Raw genomic sequence first — 21,250 nt, 5'->3', positions numbered from 1 at the left:
CGGTACGCCGGCCTACCTGCTGCTGTGGTCCGCACCCGATCCACCGGAGTGTCCTCGAGCGGCTTCTCCGACCCACGCGGTCGGGCGTGTCGCGCCATTCGACCGAAACCTCGATGCGATGATCCAGTTCCGGTGAGGAGCACGCCAGCCCGCCCGTCCGCTTTGCGGAACCGAGCTCGACAGTCGCCGACGGATACCCGAACAGTGACTTTACGTCAACCTAGCGAGCACCACGGCGCCACATCGAAGTGCAGGACGCACGCCGGAGCCACGTGGACTCCGACCACAGGGCTCAACAGTACTCCACGCCCGCGCCAGGTGTCGAACGGGGGTGTCCGGCGAAATCCCACGCAGACCCCACGCGCACTATGCACTCGACGGGCGTACGCACTCGACGGGCGGCACAGGCGGGCACCAGCACGGCCCCCCGTACTGGCACGCTGTACCTACTGGCACGCTGTACGGGACAGCACGATACCGGCATCGGAGGGCCCGCGAGGACATGTCTGACGCAGCCGGCGCACGATTCGCGGCCGCCTCCACCCGACGCCGGCCGAGCCGGGACGCGCTGCTCGCGGCCTACGGGACCACCGTCCCGGACCTGGTCGCCCCGGCCACCGTCGTGCTGCTCTGCGGGATCAACCCGTCCCTCGAGTCCGGGGCCACCGGCTTTCACTTCGGCACGCCGAGCAACCGGCTGTGGCCGGTGCTGCACCTCGCCGGCTTCACCCCACGCCGGTTGCATCCCAGCGAGACCGACGAACTGGTCCGCCGGGGCATCAGCATCACCAATCTCGTCCACCGCTCCACCGCGCGCGCCGACGAGATCAGCGATGACGAGGTCCGCGCCGGCGTGCCCCGGCTCACCGAACTCGTCGAACGGGTCGCACCCCGGTGGGTGGCCTTCCTCGGCTTGGCCGCCTACCGGATCGGGTTCGGACGCCGCGGCGCGAAGGTCGGCCGCCAGGCGGAGACCCTGGGATCCGCCGGCGTCTGGCTCCTGCCCAATCCGAGCGGCCTGAACGCGCACTACCAGCTGCCCGACCTGGTCCGGGTCTACGGCGAGCTACGCGAAACCGCCTATTCCTGACCCACCCGCCACGTTTCCGAGGAGGGTCGCCGCCAGGCCGGCCGGCAGATGCGTGCGTACCGGGGCCCAGAAGTCGGCTCCGGGGGGCGCCTCGACCTCGATGCGGGAGCCGCCGGCCCAAGCCGCATCGAAGGCGAGCCGCCACGAGTGCAGCAGGGTGCGGGCGGTGGCATCGCGGCCGAACAGCGGATCGCCCTCGATCGGGTGCCCGATCCAGGCCAGATGCACCCGGATCTGGTGGCGCCGCCCGCTGACCGGCGTGACCGCGAGCAGGGTGTACTCACCGCCCTCCCACACCCGGATGAAGGTCGTGACGGACGGGTATGTCCGGACGTGGGGAAACACCGCGGCGGGCGGAACCGTCCAGCGTCCGACGCCGGCGCCGGCGCCGGTCGGGCCAACCTCTGCCCGGGCCGCCTCCGCCAAGGGGGCCGCCTCCCCCAGGTCGGCCACCTCCGCCAAGGGGGCCGCCTCCCCCAGGTCGGCCACCTCCGCCAAGGGGGCCNCCTCCCCCAGGTCGGCCACCTCCGCCAAGGGGGCCACCTCCGCCAGGTCGGCCATGATGTCGGCCCGGTTCGCCGCCACCCGGACCCGACTCTTGCGCCCCACACTCAGCGGCAGGTCGACGGTCCCCGAGGCGGGCAGTCCGCGGGTGCGGGTCAGGACGAGGTAGCGCTTGTCCACCGTGCGGCGCTGGAACTGCCGGGTGAGATCACCGTGGAACCGCAACTGCCGGGCGAAGAGCACCAGGCCCGAGGTGACCTTGTCGATGCGGTGCACCGGGAACAGCTCCTCGCCGTCATCCCCGGCGAGGGTGACGAGATCGGTGTCGTGCCGCTCTCCCATGACCGAGATGCCGACGGGTTTGTCGAGCACGAGAATGGCCTCATCCTCGTAGATCATTCGTTCCCGGCGAATCTCGGTCCACTCGCGGTCAGCCCCGGTCACGTCCACTGCCGGGGAGCGCTTCGATGACCACTGTCCGATAAGGCGCGGCCAACCGACTCAGGTCGTCGTGGTCGCCGGTCAGAATCACGCCGCCGCCACCTTCCACCGCCACCGCATGTACCTGCCCCTGTCCTGCCGATTTTCGCCTCTGCGCGCTGTCCCACCAGCGGGCTTCGGACCTGGACGCGCAACCGGCCCGGCACCCTGGTGAGGGCGCCGGGCCGGTCCTGATCGATCGGGCTTCGGTCGGGCTCTGGTCAGCTCCGCTCGGTCAGCCTCGCGACCTGCTTACGCGCGGCCTGCTCAGCGGAAGTCTCCCGAGCTGCGGTAGTCGAACTCGTCCAGCGGGACCGCCTGGCCGGAGCCCGTGCCGAACGCACCGTACTCGACGCCGCCGTCCTCGTAGGCACCGACGGAGTACATCGCCGCACGTGCCTCCTCGGTCGGCTCGACCCGGATGTTGCGGTACCGGGAGATCCCGGTGCCGGCCGGGATGAGCTTTCCGATGATGACGTTCTCCTTCAGGCCGACGAGCGAGTCCGACCGGGCGTTGATCGCCGCGTCGGTGAGCACCCGAGTCGTCTCCTGGAAGGAGGCCGCCGACAGCCACGACTCGGTCGCCAGCGACGCCTTGGTGATTCCCATGAGGACCGGGCGGGCCGAGGCCGGCTGGCCACCGGTTTCCACCACCCGACGGTTCTCCGCCTCGAACCGGGCCCGCTCGCAGAGCTCACCGGGCAGCAGGGTGGTGTCGCCCGACTCGAGAACGTTCACCCGCTTGAGCATCTGGCGGATGATGATTTCGATGTGCTTGTCGTGGATCGACACACCCTGCGACCGGTAGACCTCCTGGACCTGGTCCACCAGGTGGAGCTGGACCTGGCGCGGCCCGAGGATGCGCAACACCTCGTGCGGGTCGACGGCACCGTCGACAATCTGGCTGCCGACCTCGATGTGGTCGCCCTCGCGGACCCGCAGGCGCGAACGCCGCGAGACCGGGTAGGCGATCTCGTCGCTGCCGTCGTCCGGCACCACCACGACCTTGAAGGTCTTCTCGGTCTCCTCGATCTTCACCCGGCCGGAGACCTCGGTGATGGGGGCCTTGCCCTTCGGGCTGCGCGCCTCGAACAGCTCGACGACACGCGGCAGACCCTGGGTGATGTCGTCGCCGGCGACGCCACCGCTGTGGAAGGTACGCATCGTCAGCTGGGTGCCGGGCTCACCGATGGACTGCGCGGCGACGATGCCGACGGCCTCACCGACGTCAACCAGCTTGCCGGTGGCGAGCGAGCGCCCGTAGCACTGGGCGCACACCCCCATCCGGGACTCGCAGGTCAGCGCCGAGCGGACCCGCACCTGCTCGATGCCGGCCTCGATGATCTGGCTGATCGCGACGTCCCCGGCGTCGGTGCCGGCGGGCACGATGACCTCGCCGTTCGCGTCGATCGCGTCGGAGGCCAGCGTCCGCGCGTACGCCGAGGTCTCGGCATACCGGTCCCGGACCAGCACCCCGTCGGCGCCCTTGCGGGCGATCCGAGTGAGGATGCCGCGCTCGGTGCCGCAGTCCTCCTCGCGGACGATGACATCCTGGCTGACGTCGACGAGCCGCCGGGTCAGGTACCCCGAGTCCGCGGTGCGCAGGGCGGTGTCGGCGAGTCCCTTACGGGCACCGTGGGTGGAGATGAAGTACTCCAGCACGGTCAGGCCCTCGCGGAAGTTCGCCTTGATCGGCCGCGGGATGATCTCACCTTTCGGGTTGGAGACCAGACCACGCATGCCGGCGAGCTGCCGGATCTGCATCATGTTTCCAGCGGCTCCGGAGTTGACCAGCACGTAGACCGGGTTGGTCTCCGGGAAGTTCTCCTCCATCGCCTCGGCGATCTTGTTGGTCGCCTCGGTCCAGATCTGGACCAGCTCGCTGCGGCGCTCCTCGTCGGACAGGAAGCCGCGGTCGAACTGCTTCTGGACCCGGTCGGCACGCTGCTCGTAGTCGTCGAGGATCTCGGCCTTGTTCGGCGGCGCGACGACGTCCTCGATCGCGACGGTGACCCCGGACCGGGTGGCCCAGTAGAAACCGGCGCTCTTCAGGGCGTCCAGGGTCGCCGCTACCTGGATCTTCGGGTACCGCTCGGCCAGGTCGTTGACGATCGCGGCCTGGGCCTTCTTGTTCAGCTGGGCGTTGATGAAGGGGTAGCCCTCCGGCAGCGCCTCGTTGAGCAGGCAACGACCGAACGTGGTCTCCAGGGTGAACACGTCCCCGGTGACCCAGTCGGCGGGCGGGACCCAGTCCGACGGCGGGGTGGTGTCCCGCAACCGCACCCTGATCTTCGCCTGAAGGGCGACCTCCCGGGCGTCGAAGGCCATCTGCGCCTCGGCGACGCTGGAGAACGACCGCCCCTCGCCGAGCGCCCCCTCGGCCAGGCGGGACAGGTGGAACACCCCGGTCACCATGTCGAGGCTCGGCATCGCCAGCGGCCGGCCCGATGCGGGCGAGAGAATGTTGTTGCTCGACAGCATCAGGATCCGCGCCTCGGCCTGCGCCTCGGCGGACAGCGGCAGGTGCACCGCCATCTGGTCACCGTCGAAGTCGGCGTTGAACGCCGTGCAGACCAGCGGGTGGATCTGGATGGCCTTGCCCTCGACGAGCTGCGGTTCGAAGGCCTGGATGCCGAGGCGGTGCAGGGTCGGCGCCCGGTTGAGCAGCACGGGGTGCTCGGTGATGACCTCCTCGAGCACGTCCCACACGACCGGGCGGGCCCGCTCGACCATCCGCTTCGCCGACTTGATGTTCTGCGCGTGGTTGAGGTCCACCAGGCGCTTCATCACGAACGGCTTGAACAGCTCCAGCGCCATCTGCTTGGGCAGACCGCACTGGTGCAGCTTGAGCTGCGGACCGACGACGATGACCGAACGGCCGGAGTAGTCGACCCGCTTGCCCAGCAGGTTCTGGCGGAACCGGCCCTGCTTGCCCTTGAGCATGTCGGACAGCGACTTCAGCGGGCGGTTACCCGGGCCGGTGACCGGCCGGCCGCGGCGGCCGTTGTCGAACAGCGCGTCGACGGCCTCCTGCAGCATCCGCTTCTCGTTGTTGACGATGATCTCGGGCGCGCCGAGGTCGAGCAGCCGCTTCAACCGGTTGTTCCGGTTGATCACCCGGCGGTACAGGTCGTTGAGGTCCGAGGTGGCGAACCGGCCACCATCGAGCTGCACCATCGGGCGCAGATCGGGTGGGATCACCGGGACGCAGTCGAGCACCATCCCCATCGGGGAGTTGCGGGTGTTCAGGAACGCGGAGACGACCTTGAGCCGCTTGAGCGCGCGGGCCTTCTTCTGCCCCTTGCCGCTGCGGATGGTCTCGCGCAGCGACTCGGCCTCGGCGGCCAGGTCGAAGTCGGCCAGCCGCCGCTGCAGCGCCTCGGCGCCCATACCGCCGTCGAAGTACGCACCGAAGCGGTCGCGCAGCTCGCGATAAAGCAGCTCGTCCGGCTCCAGGTCCTGGACCTTCATGTTCTTGAACCGGTCGAAGACGCGGTCGAGATCGTCGATCTTACGCTGCACCCGGTCCCGGAGCTGGCGCATCTCGCGCTCGGCCGACTCGCGGACCTTGCGTCGCGCGTCACCCTTGGCGCCCTCGGCCTCGAGCTGTGCGAGGTCGGCCTCGAGCCGCTTCTGCCGGACTTCCACGTCGGCGTTCTTCTTGTCCTCGAGCTGCTGCTTCTCGACGCCGATGCGGGCCTCGAGGGTCGGCAGATCGCGGTGGCGGGCGTCCGTGTCCACCTTTGTGATCATGTACGCGGCGAAGTAGATGACCTTCTCGAGGTCCTTCGGCGCGAGGTCCAGCAGGTAGCCGAGGCGGCTCGGGACACCCTTGAAGTACCAGATGTGGGTGACCGGCGCAGCCAGCTCGATGTGGCCCATGCGCTCACGGCGGACCTTGGCCCGGGTCACCTCGACGCCGCAGCGCTCACAGATGATGCCCTTGAACCGGACCCGCTTGTACTTGCCGCAGTAGCACTCCCAGTCCCGGGTCGGACCGAAGATCTTCTCGCAGAAGAGCCCGTCCTTCTCCGGCTTCAGGGTGCGGTAGTTGATCGTCTCGGGCTTCTTGACCTCACCGTGCGACCACTGGCGGATGTCATCCGCGGTGGCGAGACCGATGCGCAGTTCGTCGAAGAAGTTGACGTCCAGCAAGACTGTCGCCTGCTCTCTCTTTCTCGGTCGGGACGCTGGAGTCGGATGGAGCCGCCGGGGGCCTCGCCGCCCATCAGGGCGGGTGCGTCGGACCCCCGGCGTCCGTCAGACCTCCTCGACGCTGCTCGGCTCACGCCGGGACAGGTCGATCCCGAGTTCCTCCGCCGCACGGAAGACGTCCTCGTCGGTGTCACGCATCTCGATCTGCACGCCATCGCTGGAGAGCACCTCGACGTTGAGGCACAGCGACTGCATCTCCTTGATGAGCACCTTGAACGACTCCGGGATACCGGGCTCCGGAATGTTCTCGCCCTTGACGATCGCCTCGTAGACCTTGACCCGGCCCACGACGTCGTCGGACTTGATGGTCAGTAGTTCCTGCAGGGCGTAGGCGGCGCCGTAGGCCTCCAGCGCCCACACCTCCATCTCGCCGAACCGCTGGCCACCGAACTGCGCCTTACCACCCAGGGGCTGCTGGGTGATCATTGAGTAGGGACCGGTCGACCGAGCGTGGATCTTGTCGTCGACCAGGTGCAGCAACTTGAGGATGTAGATGTAGCCGACCGCCACCGGGTAGGGGTACGGCTCACCGGTCCGGCCGTCGAACAGCTTGGCCTTGCCGGAGGAGCCGATCAGCTGGATGCCGTCGCGGTTGGGCAGGGTGGAGTCGAGCAGACCGGTGATCTCCTCCTCGCGGGCACCGTCGAAGACGGGGGTCGCCACATTGGTGCCGGCCGAGGCGGCGTCCGCGCCGATGCCACGCAGCCGCTCCTTCCAGTCCTCGGTGCCGGAGTCGACCTGCCAGCCGGTCTTGGCCACCCACCCGAGGTGGGTCTCCAGGATCTGGCCGATGTTCATCCGCCGAGGCACACCATGCGGGTTGAGCACGACGTCGACCGGGGTCCCGTCCTCGAGGAAGGGCATGTCCTCGGCCGGGAGGATCTTCGCGATGACACCCTTGTTGCCGTGCCGGCCGGCAAGCTTGTCCCCGTCGGTGATCTTTCGCTTCTGGGCGACGTAGACCCGGACCAGCTCGTTGACCCCGGGCGGGAGCTCGTCGCCGTCCTCGCGGGAGAACACCCGCACGCCGATGACCTTGCCGGACTCACCGTGCGGCACCTTCAGCGAGGTGTCACGGACCTCCCGGGCCTTCTCCCCGAAGATCGCGCGCAACAGGCGCTCCTCGGGGGTCAGCTCGGTCTCGCCCTTGGGCGTGACCTTGCCGACCAGGACGTCGCCGGGCGAGACCTCGGCGCCGATCCGGATGATCCCCCGCTCGTCGAGGTCGGCGAGAACCTCCTCGGCGACGTTCGGGATGTCCCGGGTGATCTCCTCCGGGCCGAGCTTGGTGTCGCGGGCGTCGACCTCGTGCTCCTCGATGTGGATCGAGGACAGCACGTCGTCCTGGACGAGACGCTGGGACAGGATGATCGCATCCTCGTAGTTGTGCCCCTCCCACGGCATGAAGGCGACCAGCAGGTTCTTGCCGAGCGCCATCTCACCGTTGTCGGTGCACGGGCCGTCCGCGATGACCTGGCCGGCCCCGACCCGGTCGCCCTCGTTCACGATCGGCTTCTGGTTGATGCAGGTGCCCTGGTTCGACCGGCGAAACTTCGCCAGCCGGTAGGTGCGCCGGGTGCCGTCGTCGTGCATGACGGTGATGTAGTCGGCCGAGAGATCCTCGACCACCCCCGCCTGGGCGCAGACGACCACGTCGCCGGCATCCTTGGCCGCGCGGGCCTCCATCCCGGTGCCGACCAGCGGCGCCTCGGAGCGCAGCAGCGGCACCGACTGGCGCTGCATGTTGGAGCCCATCAGCGCGCGGTTGGCGTCGTCATGCTCGAGGAACGGGATCATCGCGGTCGCCACGGACACCATCTGCCGCGGCGAGACGTCCATGTAGTCGACCTCGTCCGGCGGGATGAACTCGACCTCACCGCCCTTGCGGCGGACCAGGACACGGTCCTCCGCGAACGAGCCGTCGGGCCGCAGCGGGGTGTTCGCCTGCGCCTTGACGTGCCGGTCCTCCTCGTCCGCGGTCAGCCAGTCGATCTGGCCGGTGACCCGGCCGTTCTCCACCTTGCGGTACGGGGTCTCGATGAAGCCGAACGGGTTGACCCGCGCGAACGTCGACAGCGAGCCGATCAGGCCGATGTTCGGGCCTTCCGGCGTCTCGATCGGGCACATCCGGCCGTAGTGGCTGGGGTGCACGTCACGGACCTCGAAGCCGGCCCGCTCCCGGGACAGACCACCGGGGCCGAGCGCGTTCAGGCGGCGCTTGTGGGTCAGACCGGCGAGCGGGTTGGTCTGGTCCATGAACTGCGAGAGCTGGCTGGTGCCGAAGAACTCCTTGATGGAGGCGACGACCGGCCGGATGTTGATCAGGGTCTGCGGGGTGATCGCCTCGACGTCCTGGGTCGTCATCCGCTCGCGGACGACACGCTCCATCCGGGCCAGGCCGAGGCGGACCTGGTTCTGGATAAGCTCGCCGACGGTGCGTATGCGCCGGTTGCCGAAGTGGTCGATGTCGTCGACCTCGTACTCGGCCGGGTCGGCACCCGCGTGCAGCTTGACGACGTACTCGATCGTGCGCACGATGTCGTTCTCGGTGAGGACACCGACGTCGTGGGCAACACCCAGGGAAAGCTTCTTGTTGACCTTGTAGCGACCGACCTTGGCGAGGTCGTAACGCTTCGGGTTGAAGAAGAGGTTCTCCAGCAGGGTCTGCGCCGACTCCCGTGTCGGCGGCTCACCCGGGCGCAGCTTGCGGTAGATGTCGAGCAGCGCATCGTCCTGGCCGGCGGTGTGGTCCTTCTCCAGGGTGATCCGCATCGACGGGAAGTCACCGAACCGCTCGAGGATGCGGGCCTCGTCCCAGCCGAGCGCCTTGAGCAGCACCGTGACGGACTGACGGCGCTTGCGGTCGATCCGCACGCCCACGGTGTCGCGCTTGTCGATCTCGAACTCCAGCCAGGCTCCCCGGGAGGGGATCACCTTGCAGGAGTACAGGTCCTTGTCGGAAGCCTTGTCGAGGCTGCGCTCGAAGTAGACCCCCGGAGAGCGCACGAGCTGACTGACCACCACGCGCTCAGTGCCGTTGATGACGAAGGTGCCCTTCGGGGTCATGAGCGGGAAGTCACCCATGAACACCGTCTGGCTCTTGATCTCGCCGGTGTTGTTGTTGGTGAACTCGGCCGTGACGAACAGCGGGGCCGAGAAGGTCATGTCCTTGTCCTTGCACTCCTCCACGGAGTACTTGGGCGGTTCGAACCGGTGGTCCCGAAAGGACAGTGACATCGAGCCGGAGAAGTCCTCGATCGGGGAGATCTCCTTGAAGACCTCCTCGAGACCCGAGGTGATCGGAACGTCGTCACGGCCGGAATCGATGGCCTCCTGCACCCGCTCCGCCCAGGCGTCACTACCGATCAGCCAATCGAAGGACTGCGTCTGAAGAGCAAGGAGATCCGGGACCTCGAGGGGCTCGATGATCTTAGCGAACGAGATGCGGGAGGAAGAGCGCGAGGCGGCCAAGGTGGTCCTTCCGGTGGCCTGATCGTCGGGCTGGCGTCGCGGACGTCAAGTATCCGTCGGGGAATGGTCAGGTGATCAGTGTCTCGCTACGGTTGTCAGGAACGGCGGCGGGGGGTGCCCCACCGGTGAGATGATGGCCGCGGGACGTGGAGGCCGACCCCCGGGAGTCCTGCGTAGCGGATGTGCGGCCGACAAGCCGACAACGGGCACGCGGAAGCCTCGCCACGGCATGTGCGCGCGGCGACACGAGTGTCCGCTGAGAACAACGGATCGGTGTATGGGCAAGGGTCTCGCTCAGGGTCCTCGGTGTGGCAGCCGTACAGCCGTGCCACACTCCGGCACGACCAGCGCGCCCCCACATCGTCCCGGACTGACCGCGAGTACCGCTCCGGACCACGTAACCGGAACCGCCTCGCGGTGCATACCAGCCCCCGAACAGGGCCGACCATCACCAACGGCACGACGTCGACGAGGCCGATACAACGAGAAGGGCAGCGCAAACTAGCAGTGTAGCCGAAGGGCACACCGCTGGCAAGGACCTGCGTGATGGGACCACGCAGGGAGGACGTAGCGCACCGCATCCGCTCCCGACGAGGGTTCGCAAACTTGATGGAACTCCGATCCACAGAGGCCGTCAACCCCCTTCGGAAAACGTCACGAACGGACCCGACCTGCCCATCTGTGCATCGGGCCGCCTGCGGTGGACCTTTCGGGCCTTCCAGACAGCACGTGCCGGGGCACCGCAGAGGGGTGCCCCGGCACGGGGGTGTCCGCCACGGCCACGCCGGGTGGCCGCAAGGGACGCCCCGTCCGGCGACGGGCATCGCCGGACGGGGCGTCCAGGGCAGCGGGGTGCTGCCAGTACTGCTCGGACTGCCGGTACTTACTTGACGGTGACCGTGGCGCCGGCGCCCTCGAGGGCCGCCTTCGCCTTGTCCGCCGCCTCCTTGGCGACCTTCTCCAGGACTGGCTTCGGAGCCCCGTCGACGAGGTCCTTGGCCTCCTTCAGCCCGAGGCTGGTCAGCGCGCGGACCTCCTTGATGACCTGGATCTTCTTGTCACCGACGGATTCAAGGATGACGTCGAACTCGTCCTGCTCCTCGGCGGCCGGCGCCTCGCCGCCCGCACCACCGGCGGCCGGAGCGGCGGCCACGGCGACCGGAGCCGCGGCGGTGACACCGAAGGTCTCCTCGAACTGCTTCACGAACTCCGAGAGCTCCAGCAGGGTCAGTTCCTTGAAGGCGTCCAGCAGCTCTTCGGTCGACAGCTTCGCCATGGTGGCGGTTCCTTCCTCGTCATGCCTGATTCGGGGTGGCCTGCTCGTGACTGCGAGCGACCTGATTGTGATCTCGGAGCGGCACCATGGTGGCGCCGCTCGGCTATTCGGCGGCAGCCTCGGCGGCCGGCTGCTCGGCGACGCCGGCGGACTGGCCTTCGCGCTGCTCGCGCAGCGCCTCGGCGAGCCGGGCCACCTGGGACAGCGGAGCGGCGAAGAGCCCGACGGCCCCGGCCAGCGTGCCCTTCATCGCCCCGGCCAGCTTCGCCAGCAGGACCTCGCGGGACTCAAGATCCGCAAGCTTGCGAATCTCGTCGGCGGTCATCGGCTTGCCCTCGACGAAGCCGCCCTTGAGCACCAGTGCCGGGTTCGCCCGAGCGAAGTCGCGCAGGCCCTTGGCCGCCTCGACCGGGTCGCCGCTGACGAAGGCGACGGCGGTCGGCCCGACGAACAGGTCGTCGAGTCCGGTGACCCCGGCCTGCTCCGCCGCAATCTTGGTCAGGGTGTTCTTGACCACGGAGTAGCGCGTGCCCTCGCCGAGGGCACGCCGCAGCTCGGTGAGCTGGCTCACCGTCAAACCGCGGTACTCCGTGAGCACCGCAGCGGTCGAGCCACGGAACTCCTCGACGATCTCCGCCACCGCGGCGGTCTTCTCAGCTTTCGCCATGGGGCTCCTTCGGGGTGTCGGCTGGTCATACGGAAACGCCCCTGGAACATGACGAACGCCCCGGCGCAGGCGCACGGGGCGTGAAGGGCGGCGGTGGCGCTACCGGGTGTGTCACCCGGCTGCGTGCATCCGTCACGGAACTTCCCGTCCGTCACCTGCGCGGGCCGCCCGGGGAACCCGGGGCCTTCGGCCGTCGGTCGAACCGGACGAGGAGTGGCCCTCGACGGGAACGGAGACGGCAACCAGCGGTCTTCGGTGTGGAACTGGATATCAGTGTACGCGACTGTTCGTCGCTGTTCTCGCCCCTGTTCGCTCGCCCGGCGGCCGCACGCATGGCTTCGTGCGGCGATGCCTCCGGACGAGCGAGAGCCGCCGGACGGCTCGGATCAGGCGGCGGCACCCTCGTCGAGAAGGTTGCGGGTGCGGTTCGGGTCGACCGGGATACCCGGGCCCATGGTGGTCGTGAAGGTGATCTTCTTCAGATACCGGCCCTTGGCCGCGGACGGCTTCACCCGGACGATCTCATCCAGGGCAACCGTGTAGTTCTCGATCAGCTGGGTGTCGGTGAAGTTCGTCTTCCCGATGACGATGTGCAGGTTACCCTGCTTGTCCACCCGAAAGTTGATCTTTCCGCCCTTGATGTCGGAGACGGCCTTGCCGATGTCCAGCGTCACGGTGCCGGTCTTAGGGTTCGGCATCAGGCCGCGGGGGCCCAGGACCCGAGCGATCCGACCAACCTTCGCCATCTGATCGGGCGTCGCGACGGTCGCGTCGAACTCCAGGAAGCCCTCCTGGATCCGGGCGACCAGGTCATCGCTACCGACGATGTCGGCCCCGGCCGCGCTCGCCTCAGCGGCCTTCTCCCCGGCTGCGAAGACAGCGACGCGGGGGGACTTCCCGGTGCCGTGCGGCAGGTTGACCGTGCCACGGACCATCTGGTCGGCCTTGCGAGGGTCGACCCCGAGCCGGATCGCAACCTCGACCGTCGCGTCGTACTTCGTCGTCGAGGTCTGCTGCGCGAGGCGGACCGCCTCCAGCGGGCTGTAGAAGTTCTCCGGGTTGATCTTCTCGGCCGCGGCACGGTAGGCCTTGCTGCGCTTCATACTGTCTGTCTCCTCGTGGTGATGGCGGACGGCCGTCGAAGGGACGCGGCGACGTGGACACATCCTGTCCACCCGGCACCTGCGCCCGGCCGCCCTCCCACTGGTCGGTCCGGTGGTGGGGGGAACGCGAGGGCGTACTACTCGCCGACCGTGATACCCATGGATCGAGCGGTGCCGGCGATGATCTTCTCGGCGGCCTCGATCGAGGTGGCGTTGAGGTCCGGGAGCTTGGTCTGGGCGATCTCGCGGATCTGCGCCGTGGTGAGCTTGGCAACCTTGTCCCGGTGCGGGGTGCCACTGCCCTTCTCCACGCCCGCGGCCTTGAGGATGAGCCGCGCGGCCGGCGGGGTCTTCGTGACGAAGGTGAAGGACCGGTCGTCGTAGACGGTGATCTCGACCGGCACGACGTTGCCGGCCTGCGACTCGGTCGCCGCGTTGTACTGCTTGCAGAACTCCATGATGTTCACGCCATGCTGACCCAGCGCGGGGCCGACCGGCGGCGCCGGGGTGGCCTTGCCGGCGTTGATCTGGAGCTTGATGATCGCAGTGATCTTCTTCTTCTTGGGAGGCATGTGCTCGTCTTCCTACCGGGGTTCTACGGAGCGGATCAGATCTTCGCGACCTGATTGAACTGCAGCTCGACGGGCGTCTCCCGACCGAAGATCGAGACCAGCACCTTCAGTCGCTGGGCGTCGAGGTTGATCTCGCTGATGGTCGCCGGGAGCGTGGCGAAGGGGCCGTCCATGACGGTGACGGACTCGCCGACCTCGAACTCCTGCACCCGGACGGTCTCGACCTTCTTCTCCTTCGGCACAACCGGGGCGAGGATCGAGAGGACCTCCTCCCGGCGCAGCGGGGAGGGCCGGTTGGTGAGCCCGACGAACCCGGTCACACCCGGGGTGTTACGGACCGCCGACCACGACTGATCGGTCAGATCCATCCGGACGTAGATGTAACCCGGGTACTTCTTCTGCTGGACAAGCTGCCGCTTGCCGTTCTTGACCACCGGGACCTCCTCGGTGGGCACCTCGATCTGGAAGATGTAGTCCTCCATGTTGAGGCTGGAGATCCGGGTCTCGAGATTGGTCTTGACCTTGTTCTCGTACCCCGCATAGGAGTGCACGACGTACCACTCGCCAGGCGCGTCCTCGATCGCCCGCCGCAGGTCGGCATCGTCGTCGTCGGCATCGTCGTCGGTCAGGGCCGGCGGCACCGTCCCGACCGCCGGGGAGACCGGGAAAGCACCCTCGGGGGTGGGATCGGCCTCGGCGGTGGGATCGGCCTCGGCGGTGGCGTAGACGTCGCCGAGCTCGGCGCCGGCGTCCGTGCTCGCCACCTCGTCGTGCTCGAACGCCGCGAGGGGATCGAGACGGGCGAGGGCCTCCCCCTGCTCGGAGGAGGCGTGCTCGGGCGACTGGGACACGCGGACGATCCTTACTCTCGTGAACACTTCTGCTGCTGTGGACCCGCGAAGCGGCGCTGCGCGGGCGTGGGGCCGGACGGGCAGCCAGCTCGCCGATGGGCAGCTCCAGCGACCACCGCCTGCTTCGGCCCCGGCCTGTCCGGCGGTGGGACCCGTCAGCCGAAGATCGCGAGGACCGCCTTCGTGAGGCCGAAGTCGAGGGTAGCCACGAACGCCGTCATCACGCTGACGAAGACAAGCACGACCAGCACATAGGTGATCAGCTCACTCCGCCCGGGGTAGACGACCTTCCGCAACTCCGCCATGACCTCGCGGATGAACACAAGTGGCCGATACCGACGTCGACCCGCGGCACGCGTAGCCCGCTTGGGGCGCGGTGCCGCGTCACGGGTATCGGTCGCCACTCAACTCCACCCACTCCGTCATCGAACCAGCGTCATCGAACCAGCCAACTGTCGAACAGCGCAGGGGCGACAGGACTCGAACCTGCAACCGCCGGTTTTGGAGACCGGTGCTCTACCAATTGAGCCACGCCCCTAGACACACACCCGGATCCTTGCGACCGCTACGCCACCATACCCCGGCTATGCGCTACGTAGCGCATAGCCCAGCCGCACGGCGATGTACCGGAATGGGTACCCGAGCGGATCGAGCATACCCCTTTGCCGCCTGGACTCCGCGTACGGCGATCGCGTCGAGGGGGTAGCGGGGGGCGAGGGGGCTGGCAGCCTGTCACGGAGGTTCGAATGGATGCGGCCGGACGGGCCGGAGGACCGTTGCCGGAGGGTCCGGACGGATCCCACGGTACGTCCGACGTGCATCCGACACGCGTGTGACAGCCGTGGCAGCATGGCGGCCATGAGCAGGATCTCGCACCGCATCGGGGGAATCGCCCCCTCCGCAACGCTCGCCGTCGACGCCACCGCCAAGGCGATGCGCGCCGCGGGCCGCGACGTGATCGGGTTCGGCGCCGGGGAGCCGGACTTCCCAACCCCGGACCACATCGTCGCCGCCGCCGAGAAGGCATGCCGTGAGCCCCGCATGCACCGCTACAGCCCGGCCGCGGGCCTGCCGGAGCTGAAGCAGGCCATCGCCGAGAAGACCGCCCGAGACTCGGGGGTGATCGTCTCGCCGAGCCAGGTCCTGGTGACCAACGGCGGCAAGCAGGCTGTCTACGCGGCGTTCGCGACGCTGCTCGACCCGGGGGACGAGGTGCTCCTGCCCGCCCCGTACTGGACGACCTACCCGGAGTCGATCCGGCTGGCCGGGGGTGTCCCGGTCGACGTCGTCACCGGTCCGGAAGCCGGGTACCGGGTGACGGTGGAACAACTGGAGGCGGCACGCACCCCGCGGACCAAGGTTCTGCTGTTCAACTCCCCGTCGAACCCGACCGGCGCCGTCCACACCCCCGAGGAGGTCCGCGCGATCGGACGGTGGGCCGAGCAGGCCGGGATCTGGGTCATCAGCGACGAGATCTACGAGCATCTGGTCTACGGCGAGACAAGGTTCGCCTCCGTTCTCGCCGAGGTACCTGAGCTCGCCGAACGCTGCATCATCGTCAACGGGGTCGCGAAGACCTACGCGATGACGGGATGGCGGGTCGGTTGGCTGGTCGGGCCGGCGGACGCCGTAGCCGCCGCGACCAACCTCCAGTCCCACGCGACGTCGAACGTCTCGAACGTCGCCCAGGCCGCCGCGCTTGCCGCGGTCGCCGGCCCGCTGGATGCGGTCGCCACGATGCGCACCGCCTTCGACCGCCGCCGGCAGACGATGCACCGCCTGCTGTCGCAGACGCCCGGGATCCGCTGCCCACTGCCCGACGGGGCGTTCTACTGCTATCCGTCGGTGCGGGACGTGCTCGGGCGCACCCTGCGCGGCCGTATCCCCACCACGTCCGCGGATCTGTGCCAGCTGATCCTCGAGGAGGCTGGGGTCGCGATCGTGCCGGGTGAGGCCTTCGGCACTCCCGGCTTCGCCCGGCTGTCCTACGCGCTGAGCGACGACGATCTCGTCAAGGGAGTCAGCCGCCTCTCCGCCCTGCTCGCCGAGGCGGCCTGAGGCCGCCGGGCGGCTCAGCGGCCGGACCTGCCGCGCGGCAGGCCTCAGCGCAGCCGGACGGTCGCCCGGGCCGCCATCAAGACCTTTTTTCCGTCGCATCGGGTGGTGAGATTCACCACCACCAGGTTGTCGTCGAGCTTCTTCTCGACCATGCCACGCACGGACACCGTCGCGCCGGCGCCGTCGTCGGGCACGATCACCGGGGAGGAGAACTTCACCCCGAACTCGACCACGGCGCCCGGGTCCCCGAGCCAGTCCGTGACCAACCGCGCGGCCGTCGCCATGGTCAGCATGCCGTGCGCCAGCACTCCCGGTAGGCCGGCCTCGGCGGCCGCCCGATCGCTCCAGTGAATGGGGTTGAAGTCGCCGGACGCACCGGCATACCGGACAAGATCATCCCGACGCAACGGGAAAAGTCGCTCCGGCAGCTCGGTGCCGACCTCGACGTCGTCGTAGCTCACCGTGGCGGTCATCGTTCTCCAGATCGTGAGGACGCCCGGGGTCGCCCGGAACGTGCGCAACGCGCGGTCGCCGGAGCCGAGCGGGGCCGGTGGGACTCCGACAACCCTGTCGGCAAAGGTGTCATTGGCGCCTCGGCGGAGCCGTCCCGCGCGAGACCAGCCCACACACGCCGGTGGCGACCTGCTCTCCGTAGATCGTGGCGAACTGGTAGTTGACGACGAGCACCTCGTTGGTCCCCACGGACCGGATGCCGGTCAGGGTCGAGGTGCAGATCAGCTCGTCGCCGGCCACCACCGGCCGAAGCAACACGAAACGTTCCTCGCCGTGGACGACCAGAGAGAAGTCGAGGCCGAGCTCCGGATCGTCGGTGGGCACCCCGAGGGTTCCGGGGATCACTGTGATGAGGAACGTGGGTGGAGCCACGAGATCGGGATAACCAGCGGCCTTCGCGGCCTCCAGATCGTGGTACAGCGGGTTGTCGTCCCCGATCGCTTCGGCGAACCTCCGGATGTGCTCGCGCCCGACCTGGAACGGGGCGGGGGAAACCGAGCTTCGTCCCACGAAGTCCTGATTGAGCGGCATCGCAACTCCGATCGCGCCATCAGCGGGATGACCAGGGTGTCTCTACGTGGTTACCACATCGCCCGCCATCGGTCGATAATCTTGGCTGGCATGCCAGGAAGCCGGCCAAGGACTTCCCTGACCGGCTACCGGTGCGGAACGTAGATACGTGCACGGAGGATTCAGCGACCCCGCCCGTCCAGGTGGGGACGGGCGCCCGGACGCGCCGATGGGCAGCCGCCGGAGCAACGTCAGCGCGTCTCGCGGTGCTCCGTGTGCTTGCCGCAGTTCGGGCAGAACTTCTTCAGTTCGAGGCGGTCCGGGTCGTTGCGACGGTTCTTGCGCGTGATGTAGTTCCGGTGCTTACACACCTGACACGCCATCGTGATCTTCGGGCGTACGTCAGTGGCGGCCACGGCGTGATGCCTCTTCCTAAGTCGGTTGCTGAACAGGTCAGGCGGCGCGGCGAACCGCGATCCCGCACGGGCTCCGCGGTAGGCCGCACACTGCTGGTAGCGGTGGCCGGACTTGAACCGGCGACACAGCGATTATGAGCCGCTTGCTCTGCCAGACTGAGCTACACCGCTAGGATGGTCCACCTGCTTGCGGCGGCCCGACCAACATCTTACCCCGCGGGAGGACCGGCGGACATCCCCCCGGACACGAACCCACCCGAAGGCGGAACGTGGAGCCCCTTTACGGAATCGAACCGTAGACCTTCTCCTTACCATGGAGACGCTCTGCCGACTGAGCTAAAGGGGCGAGGCCGCGGAGCTCAGGTTACACGACGACAGGCGGGGTTGGGTGACCCCCTCACCCACTTCGTCCCCGAACCCGCCGGTCCTCCCGGCGACCGGTCCTCCCGGCGACCGGCGTGAGGGCCCCCGCTGGCCCCGTCGGCGCTACGCCGGCCGGAAACGACCCCCCTGCCCTGACCGCCAGGTCCGCCCCATGACACGCCAGTACGCCCGACCCTCACTCCGTTCCATCGAAACATGCGGAGATTGCCGACGGGAACAACTATCCGTAGCGACCTACCTGGACGCCACTCACACTGATAGCTGTAAGTAATCCCTTCGATGCTTAGCGTGTGGAGCACCCGTTGGTGCGCCGCTGCCGGCGTGGCCAACCGCCTGGCGAGCCTCCCCAGCATCGCCTCCCGAGCATCGAGGGTTGCCCATGCGTCCTATGCACCGTTCCAGCCGGTATCCGACGACACGCGAGGTCCGGCCCGGTCCCACCGCCGGCGACACCGTGCCTACGACCACCACCCTGCCGACCACCACCCCCACGTCTGGCCACCCGGATGAAGAAGGCCACGGCCCTCCTCCGGGGTCGACGCGGCGGCGGGTCGACACCCGCCCGTCCCTGCTGCCAATCCCCCTCCCCCGGCGGGTGACGAGCATCGCGGCGCTGGCCATCACCGCGGGGGCGTTGACCGCGACCACCGGAGTCGCCCAGGGCGCGGTGCCGTCCCCGACCTGGCCACGGGGGATCGACGTGGCCTCCTGGCAGCATCCCGGCGGCGGCCCCATCGACTGGACCGCAGCGCGCGGCTCCGGCCTGAGCTTTGCGATCATTAAGGCCACCGAAGGACCGAACTACACCAATCCGTACTTTGCCGCGGACCGGGACGCGGCCGCCAAAGCCGGTCTGGTGGTCGGGGCCTATCACTACGCGCGGCCGGCGCGGCCGATCTCGACCGCGGTGGACCAGGCACAGCGCTTCATCACGGTGAGCGGGCTGACCCGCGCCGCCGGGCAGCTGGCCCCCGTGCTCGACCTCGAGGACGACGGAGGACTCGATCCCGCCGCGCTGGCCGCCTGGACGCGGGCGTTCCTCGAGAAGATCGAGACCGAGACCGGCCGGGCGCCCATCCTCTACACGTACCGCTCGTTCTGGACCAAGAAGCTGGCGGACAACCACAGCTTCGCCCGGTATCCGTTCTGGTTCGCCATCTACAACAACAAGGCGACCCCGGGCTGGCTGCCCGGCGGCTGGACCAAGTGGGCGCTGTGGCAGTACACCTCGAGTGGAAATGTCCCGGGGATCATGGGAAATGTCGATCTGAACGTGCTGTGCTGCACGCTGACCGCGCTCGCCGCACAGGCCGACGGCACCCGCAGCGAGATCGAGAAGTGGTACGCGACCGCCGGGCTGACCCGCCTGGCCGTTGGGACGCCCGTCGACAGCGAACTGCCCGCCGGCGGTGGCGGTCGCTGGCAGCGTTACTCCAACGGCCTGGCCTTCTGGTCCGTGGCGACCGGCGTACAGGCCCTGCACGGATCCATCGCGACGAAGTTCCTGGAGCTGGGCGGAACGAACAGCTTCCTGCGCCGGCCGGTGAGCGGTGTCGAGTACGCCACGGCCCCGGAGACGCTTCAGGCGAAGTTCCAGGGTGGCTGGATCTACTGGCACCCGGCCATCGGCGCGCACGAGGTCCACGGCCGCATCCTGCGGACCTATCTGGGCCTCGGTGGCACGACGTCGAGCCTCGGGCTTCCGATCACCGACGAGTACTCGGTCCCGGGCGGACGGGAGAGCACCTTTCAGTTCGGCAAGCTCCGCTGGAGCGCGGCGACGAACGCGGTCACGACACTGCCGGCCGGCAAGAACGGCACCGGCAAGAGTGGCGTGGGTGTGGCGGGTGGCGCCGGCACCGCTCCCTGATCGTGTCCCGGGCCGGAGAGAACCGCCTCCGGCCCGACGGACACAACGATGGGTGACGGCGGCCTACCGTGGGTATCGCACCTACGCGGCGGAGAGGTGGTCGTATGACTACCGAACAACGACGGACCGCACCATGCGGGCAGAGCGATCCGCCGCGAGTACGACCGGGGAGGATGAGATGGCAGGAACACGGGTGGCACGCCCGCTGAACGGATGGCTCACCTTCGCCGCCGTCATCATGTTCATCGTCGGCTTCCACAACCTGATCTACGGCATTGCGTCCCTGCGCGACTACACCGTCGTGGTGAACAACCTCAACGGCGGGACCAGCGTGATCTACGCCGACACCACCTTCTGGGGCTGGTTGTGGATCGTGGTCGGCGTCGTCGAGATACTGATCGCCTTCGGCATCGCGGCCCGTAACGAGGCCGCCCGCTGGGGAGGGGTCGCAATCGCGACGATCAACGCCATCGGGCAGCTGGCGTTCCTTGCGGCGTTCCCGGTCTGGTCCGTCGTCATCATCGCGATCGACGTAGTCGTCATCTACGTACTGTGCACCTACGATGCTCCTCGGGCCAGAGCCGGGTACGAGGAGCCGTATCCGAGCGACCAGGCCGGGGTCTCCGCCGGGCGTGAGGCCGGAGTCGGTCGCCTCACCGAGACCGGTGGCACCCGGGTGACCTCCGGGGGCGGCGTCCGGCGCGAAGAGGGTCCGCGGCCGCCCACCACCGGCTGAACGGCGGCTCGCGGTCAGGCGGTCAGCTCGCGGTTAGGGTGCCGGATCGGCCAGCCCCGCCCGCCAGGTGGCGCACCGCAGGGCGTAGTCGGTGAGATGACGGTCGGCGAAGACCCGGGCGTCCCAGTTCTCCGGCATCGCCTCGGCGAGATCACGCCAAAGGTAGGCCATGGCGGGTAGCCCGTCGGTCAGGAGCAGCGGACGGGTCTCGTAGGCCTCGCCTTCGAAGGCATCGAGGATCGCCCGTTCCCGTGCGGCAAGCCCCAGGAGGACGAGGCCGGCGGTGGCCCGATCCGGCCCGTCCGCCTCGGCCGTGGGCACGAGGCCCGGATAGAGCCGACCACGCAGCCGGGCGGCCCGCCAGCCGGTGACCGTGGCGGGCCCCACCTCGGGTACGCGTCCGATGAGCGCCCGCACGACCTCGGGGAACAGCAGCGTCCCGTAGACGAACAGCGGGACCGCGCGCTCCGCCTCAGCCGATGACATGAGGCAACGGTAGTGCCCCGGCCATGGCGGCCCATGGGTGACCGTCCA

17 protein-coding genes and 3 tRNA genes are annotated in these 21,250 nt (G+C 68.6%); 4 read left to right on the top strand and 16 right to left on the bottom strand.

The genetic code is table 11. From position 1 onward, the window contains the following. Nucleotides 1-502: 502 nt before the first annotated feature. Nucleotides 503-1,090, top strand: coding sequence for a G/U mismatch-specific DNA glycosylase (mug, locus tag BMG523DRAFT_RS00580; protein WP_043590082.1), 588 nt, complete (start codon nt 503-505; stop codon nt 1,088-1,090). Here mug and BMG523DRAFT_RS00575 read toward each other — a convergent pair. The 10 genes from BMG523DRAFT_RS00575 to BMG523DRAFT_RS00530 form a co-directional block, all read right to left on the bottom strand. Then, a complete protein-coding gene (locus tag BMG523DRAFT_RS00575) occupies nt 1,067-1,993 on the bottom strand; it encodes an RluA family pseudouridine synthase (RefSeq protein WP_051623725.1) in 927 nt (308 codons plus the stop codon). The two genes, mug and BMG523DRAFT_RS00575, sit on opposite strands and share 24 nt — an antisense overlap. A gap of 348 nt (nt 1,994-2,341) precedes the next feature. Next, entirely contained in the window at nt 2,342-6,229 is a 3,888-nt protein-coding gene (locus BMG523DRAFT_RS00570; protein ID WP_011435033.1) for a DNA-directed RNA polymerase subunit beta', read from the bottom strand. 105 nt (nt 6,230-6,334) lie between these two features. Next, nucleotides 6,335-9,760: a DNA-directed RNA polymerase subunit beta gene (gene rpoB / locus BMG523DRAFT_RS00565; protein WP_011435032.1), complete on the bottom strand. Its 3,426-nt coding sequence runs from the start codon at nt 9,758-9,760 to the stop codon at nt 6,335-6,337. A gap of 883 nt (nt 9,761-10,643) precedes the next feature. Further along, complete coding sequence (gene rplL, locus BMG523DRAFT_RS00560) at nt 10,644-11,036, bottom strand: 50S ribosomal protein L7/L12 (RefSeq protein ID WP_011435031.1); 393 nt, start codon at nt 11,034-11,036, stop codon at nt 10,644-10,646. 103 nt (nt 11,037-11,139) lie between these two features. Next, complete coding sequence (rplJ, locus tag BMG523DRAFT_RS00555) at nt 11,140-11,703, bottom strand: 50S ribosomal protein L10 (protein ID WP_011435030.1); 564 nt, start codon at nt 11,701-11,703, stop codon at nt 11,140-11,142. Between the two features lie 386 nt (nt 11,704-12,089). Next, nucleotides 12,090-12,806, bottom strand: coding sequence for a 50S ribosomal protein L1 (rplA, locus tag BMG523DRAFT_RS00550; RefSeq protein ID WP_023839793.1), 717 nt, complete (start codon nt 12,804-12,806; stop codon nt 12,090-12,092). Between the two features lie 137 nt (nt 12,807-12,943). Next, a complete protein-coding gene (gene rplK, locus BMG523DRAFT_RS00545; RefSeq protein WP_011435028.1) occupies nt 12,944-13,378 on the bottom strand; it encodes a 50S ribosomal protein L11 in 435 nt (144 codons plus the stop codon). A gap of 35 nt (nt 13,379-13,413) precedes the next feature. Further along, nucleotides 13,414-14,229, bottom strand: coding sequence for a transcription termination/antitermination protein NusG (nusG, locus tag BMG523DRAFT_RS00540; RefSeq protein WP_035908458.1), 816 nt, complete (start codon nt 14,227-14,229; stop codon nt 13,414-13,416). Between the two features lie 155 nt (nt 14,230-14,384). Continuing rightward, nucleotides 14,385-14,633 (bottom strand): preprotein translocase subunit SecE, encoded by a 249-nt coding sequence (gene secE / locus BMG523DRAFT_RS26090; RefSeq protein WP_011435026.1) that lies wholly within the window; start codon nt 14,631-14,633, stop codon nt 14,385-14,387. 61 nt (nt 14,634-14,694) lie between these two features. Beyond that, a tRNA-Trp gene (locus BMG523DRAFT_RS00530) sits at nt 14,695-14,767 on the bottom strand. 311 nt (nt 14,768-15,078) lie between these two features. On the opposite strand from BMG523DRAFT_RS00530, the gene BMG523DRAFT_RS00525 reads away from it, so the two are divergent. Beyond that, a complete protein-coding gene (locus BMG523DRAFT_RS00525; RefSeq protein WP_011435025.1) occupies nt 15,079-16,287 on the top strand; it encodes a pyridoxal phosphate-dependent aminotransferase in 1,209 nt (402 codons plus the stop codon). A gap of 44 nt (nt 16,288-16,331) precedes the next feature. On the opposite strand, the gene BMG523DRAFT_RS00520 is transcribed toward BMG523DRAFT_RS00525, so the two are convergent. The 5 genes from BMG523DRAFT_RS00520 to BMG523DRAFT_RS00500 form a co-directional block, all read right to left on the bottom strand. Continuing rightward, nucleotides 16,332-16,760: a MaoC family dehydratase gene (locus BMG523DRAFT_RS00520; RefSeq protein WP_011435024.1), complete on the bottom strand. Its 429-nt coding sequence runs from the start codon at nt 16,758-16,760 to the stop codon at nt 16,332-16,334. Nucleotides 16,761-16,869: 109 nt separating this feature from the next. After that, nucleotides 16,870-17,331, bottom strand: coding sequence for a MaoC family dehydratase N-terminal domain-containing protein (locus tag BMG523DRAFT_RS00515; protein ID WP_011435023.1), 462 nt, complete (start codon nt 17,329-17,331; stop codon nt 16,870-16,872). Nucleotides 17,332-17,561: 230 nt separating this feature from the next. Then, nucleotides 17,562-17,693, bottom strand: a complete 132-nt coding sequence (rpmG, locus tag BMG523DRAFT_RS00510) for a 50S ribosomal protein L33 (protein WP_070131962.1) — start codon at nt 17,691-17,693, stop codon at nt 17,562-17,564. A gap of 127 nt (nt 17,694-17,820) precedes the next feature. Then, nucleotides 17,821-17,897: transfer RNA gene (locus tag BMG523DRAFT_RS00505), tRNA-Met, on the bottom strand. Nucleotides 17,898-17,996: 99 nt separating this feature from the next. Then, nucleotides 17,997-18,072: transfer RNA gene (locus tag BMG523DRAFT_RS00500), tRNA-Thr, on the bottom strand. A gap of 417 nt (nt 18,073-18,489) precedes the next feature. On the opposite strand from BMG523DRAFT_RS00500, the gene BMG523DRAFT_RS00495 reads away from it, so the two are divergent. Together BMG523DRAFT_RS00495 and BMG523DRAFT_RS00490 are read left to right on the top strand one after the other, a co-directional pair. After that, complete coding sequence (locus BMG523DRAFT_RS00495; protein ID WP_011435022.1) at nt 18,490-19,980, top strand: GH25 family lysozyme; 1,491 nt, start codon at nt 18,490-18,492, stop codon at nt 19,978-19,980. Nucleotides 19,981-20,158: 178 nt separating this feature from the next. Further along, nucleotides 20,159-20,716: a hypothetical protein gene (locus BMG523DRAFT_RS00490; protein WP_011435021.1), complete on the top strand. Its 558-nt coding sequence runs from the start codon at nt 20,159-20,161 to the stop codon at nt 20,714-20,716. A 33-nt stretch (nt 20,717-20,749) separates the two neighbouring features. On the opposite strand, the gene BMG523DRAFT_RS00485 is transcribed toward BMG523DRAFT_RS00490, so the two are convergent. Continuing rightward, complete coding sequence (locus BMG523DRAFT_RS00485) at nt 20,750-21,202, bottom strand: gamma-glutamylcyclotransferase family protein (RefSeq protein ID WP_011435020.1); 453 nt, start codon at nt 21,200-21,202, stop codon at nt 20,750-20,752. Nucleotides 21,203-21,250 lie beyond the last annotated feature (48 nt).

Source organism: Frankia sp. BMG5.23 (assembly GCF_000685765.2).
Classification (GTDB): domain Bacteria; phylum Actinomycetota; class Actinomycetes; order Frankiales; family Frankiaceae; genus Frankia; species Frankia casuarinae.
This window is presented reverse-complemented; position numbering and strand designations above follow the sequence as displayed.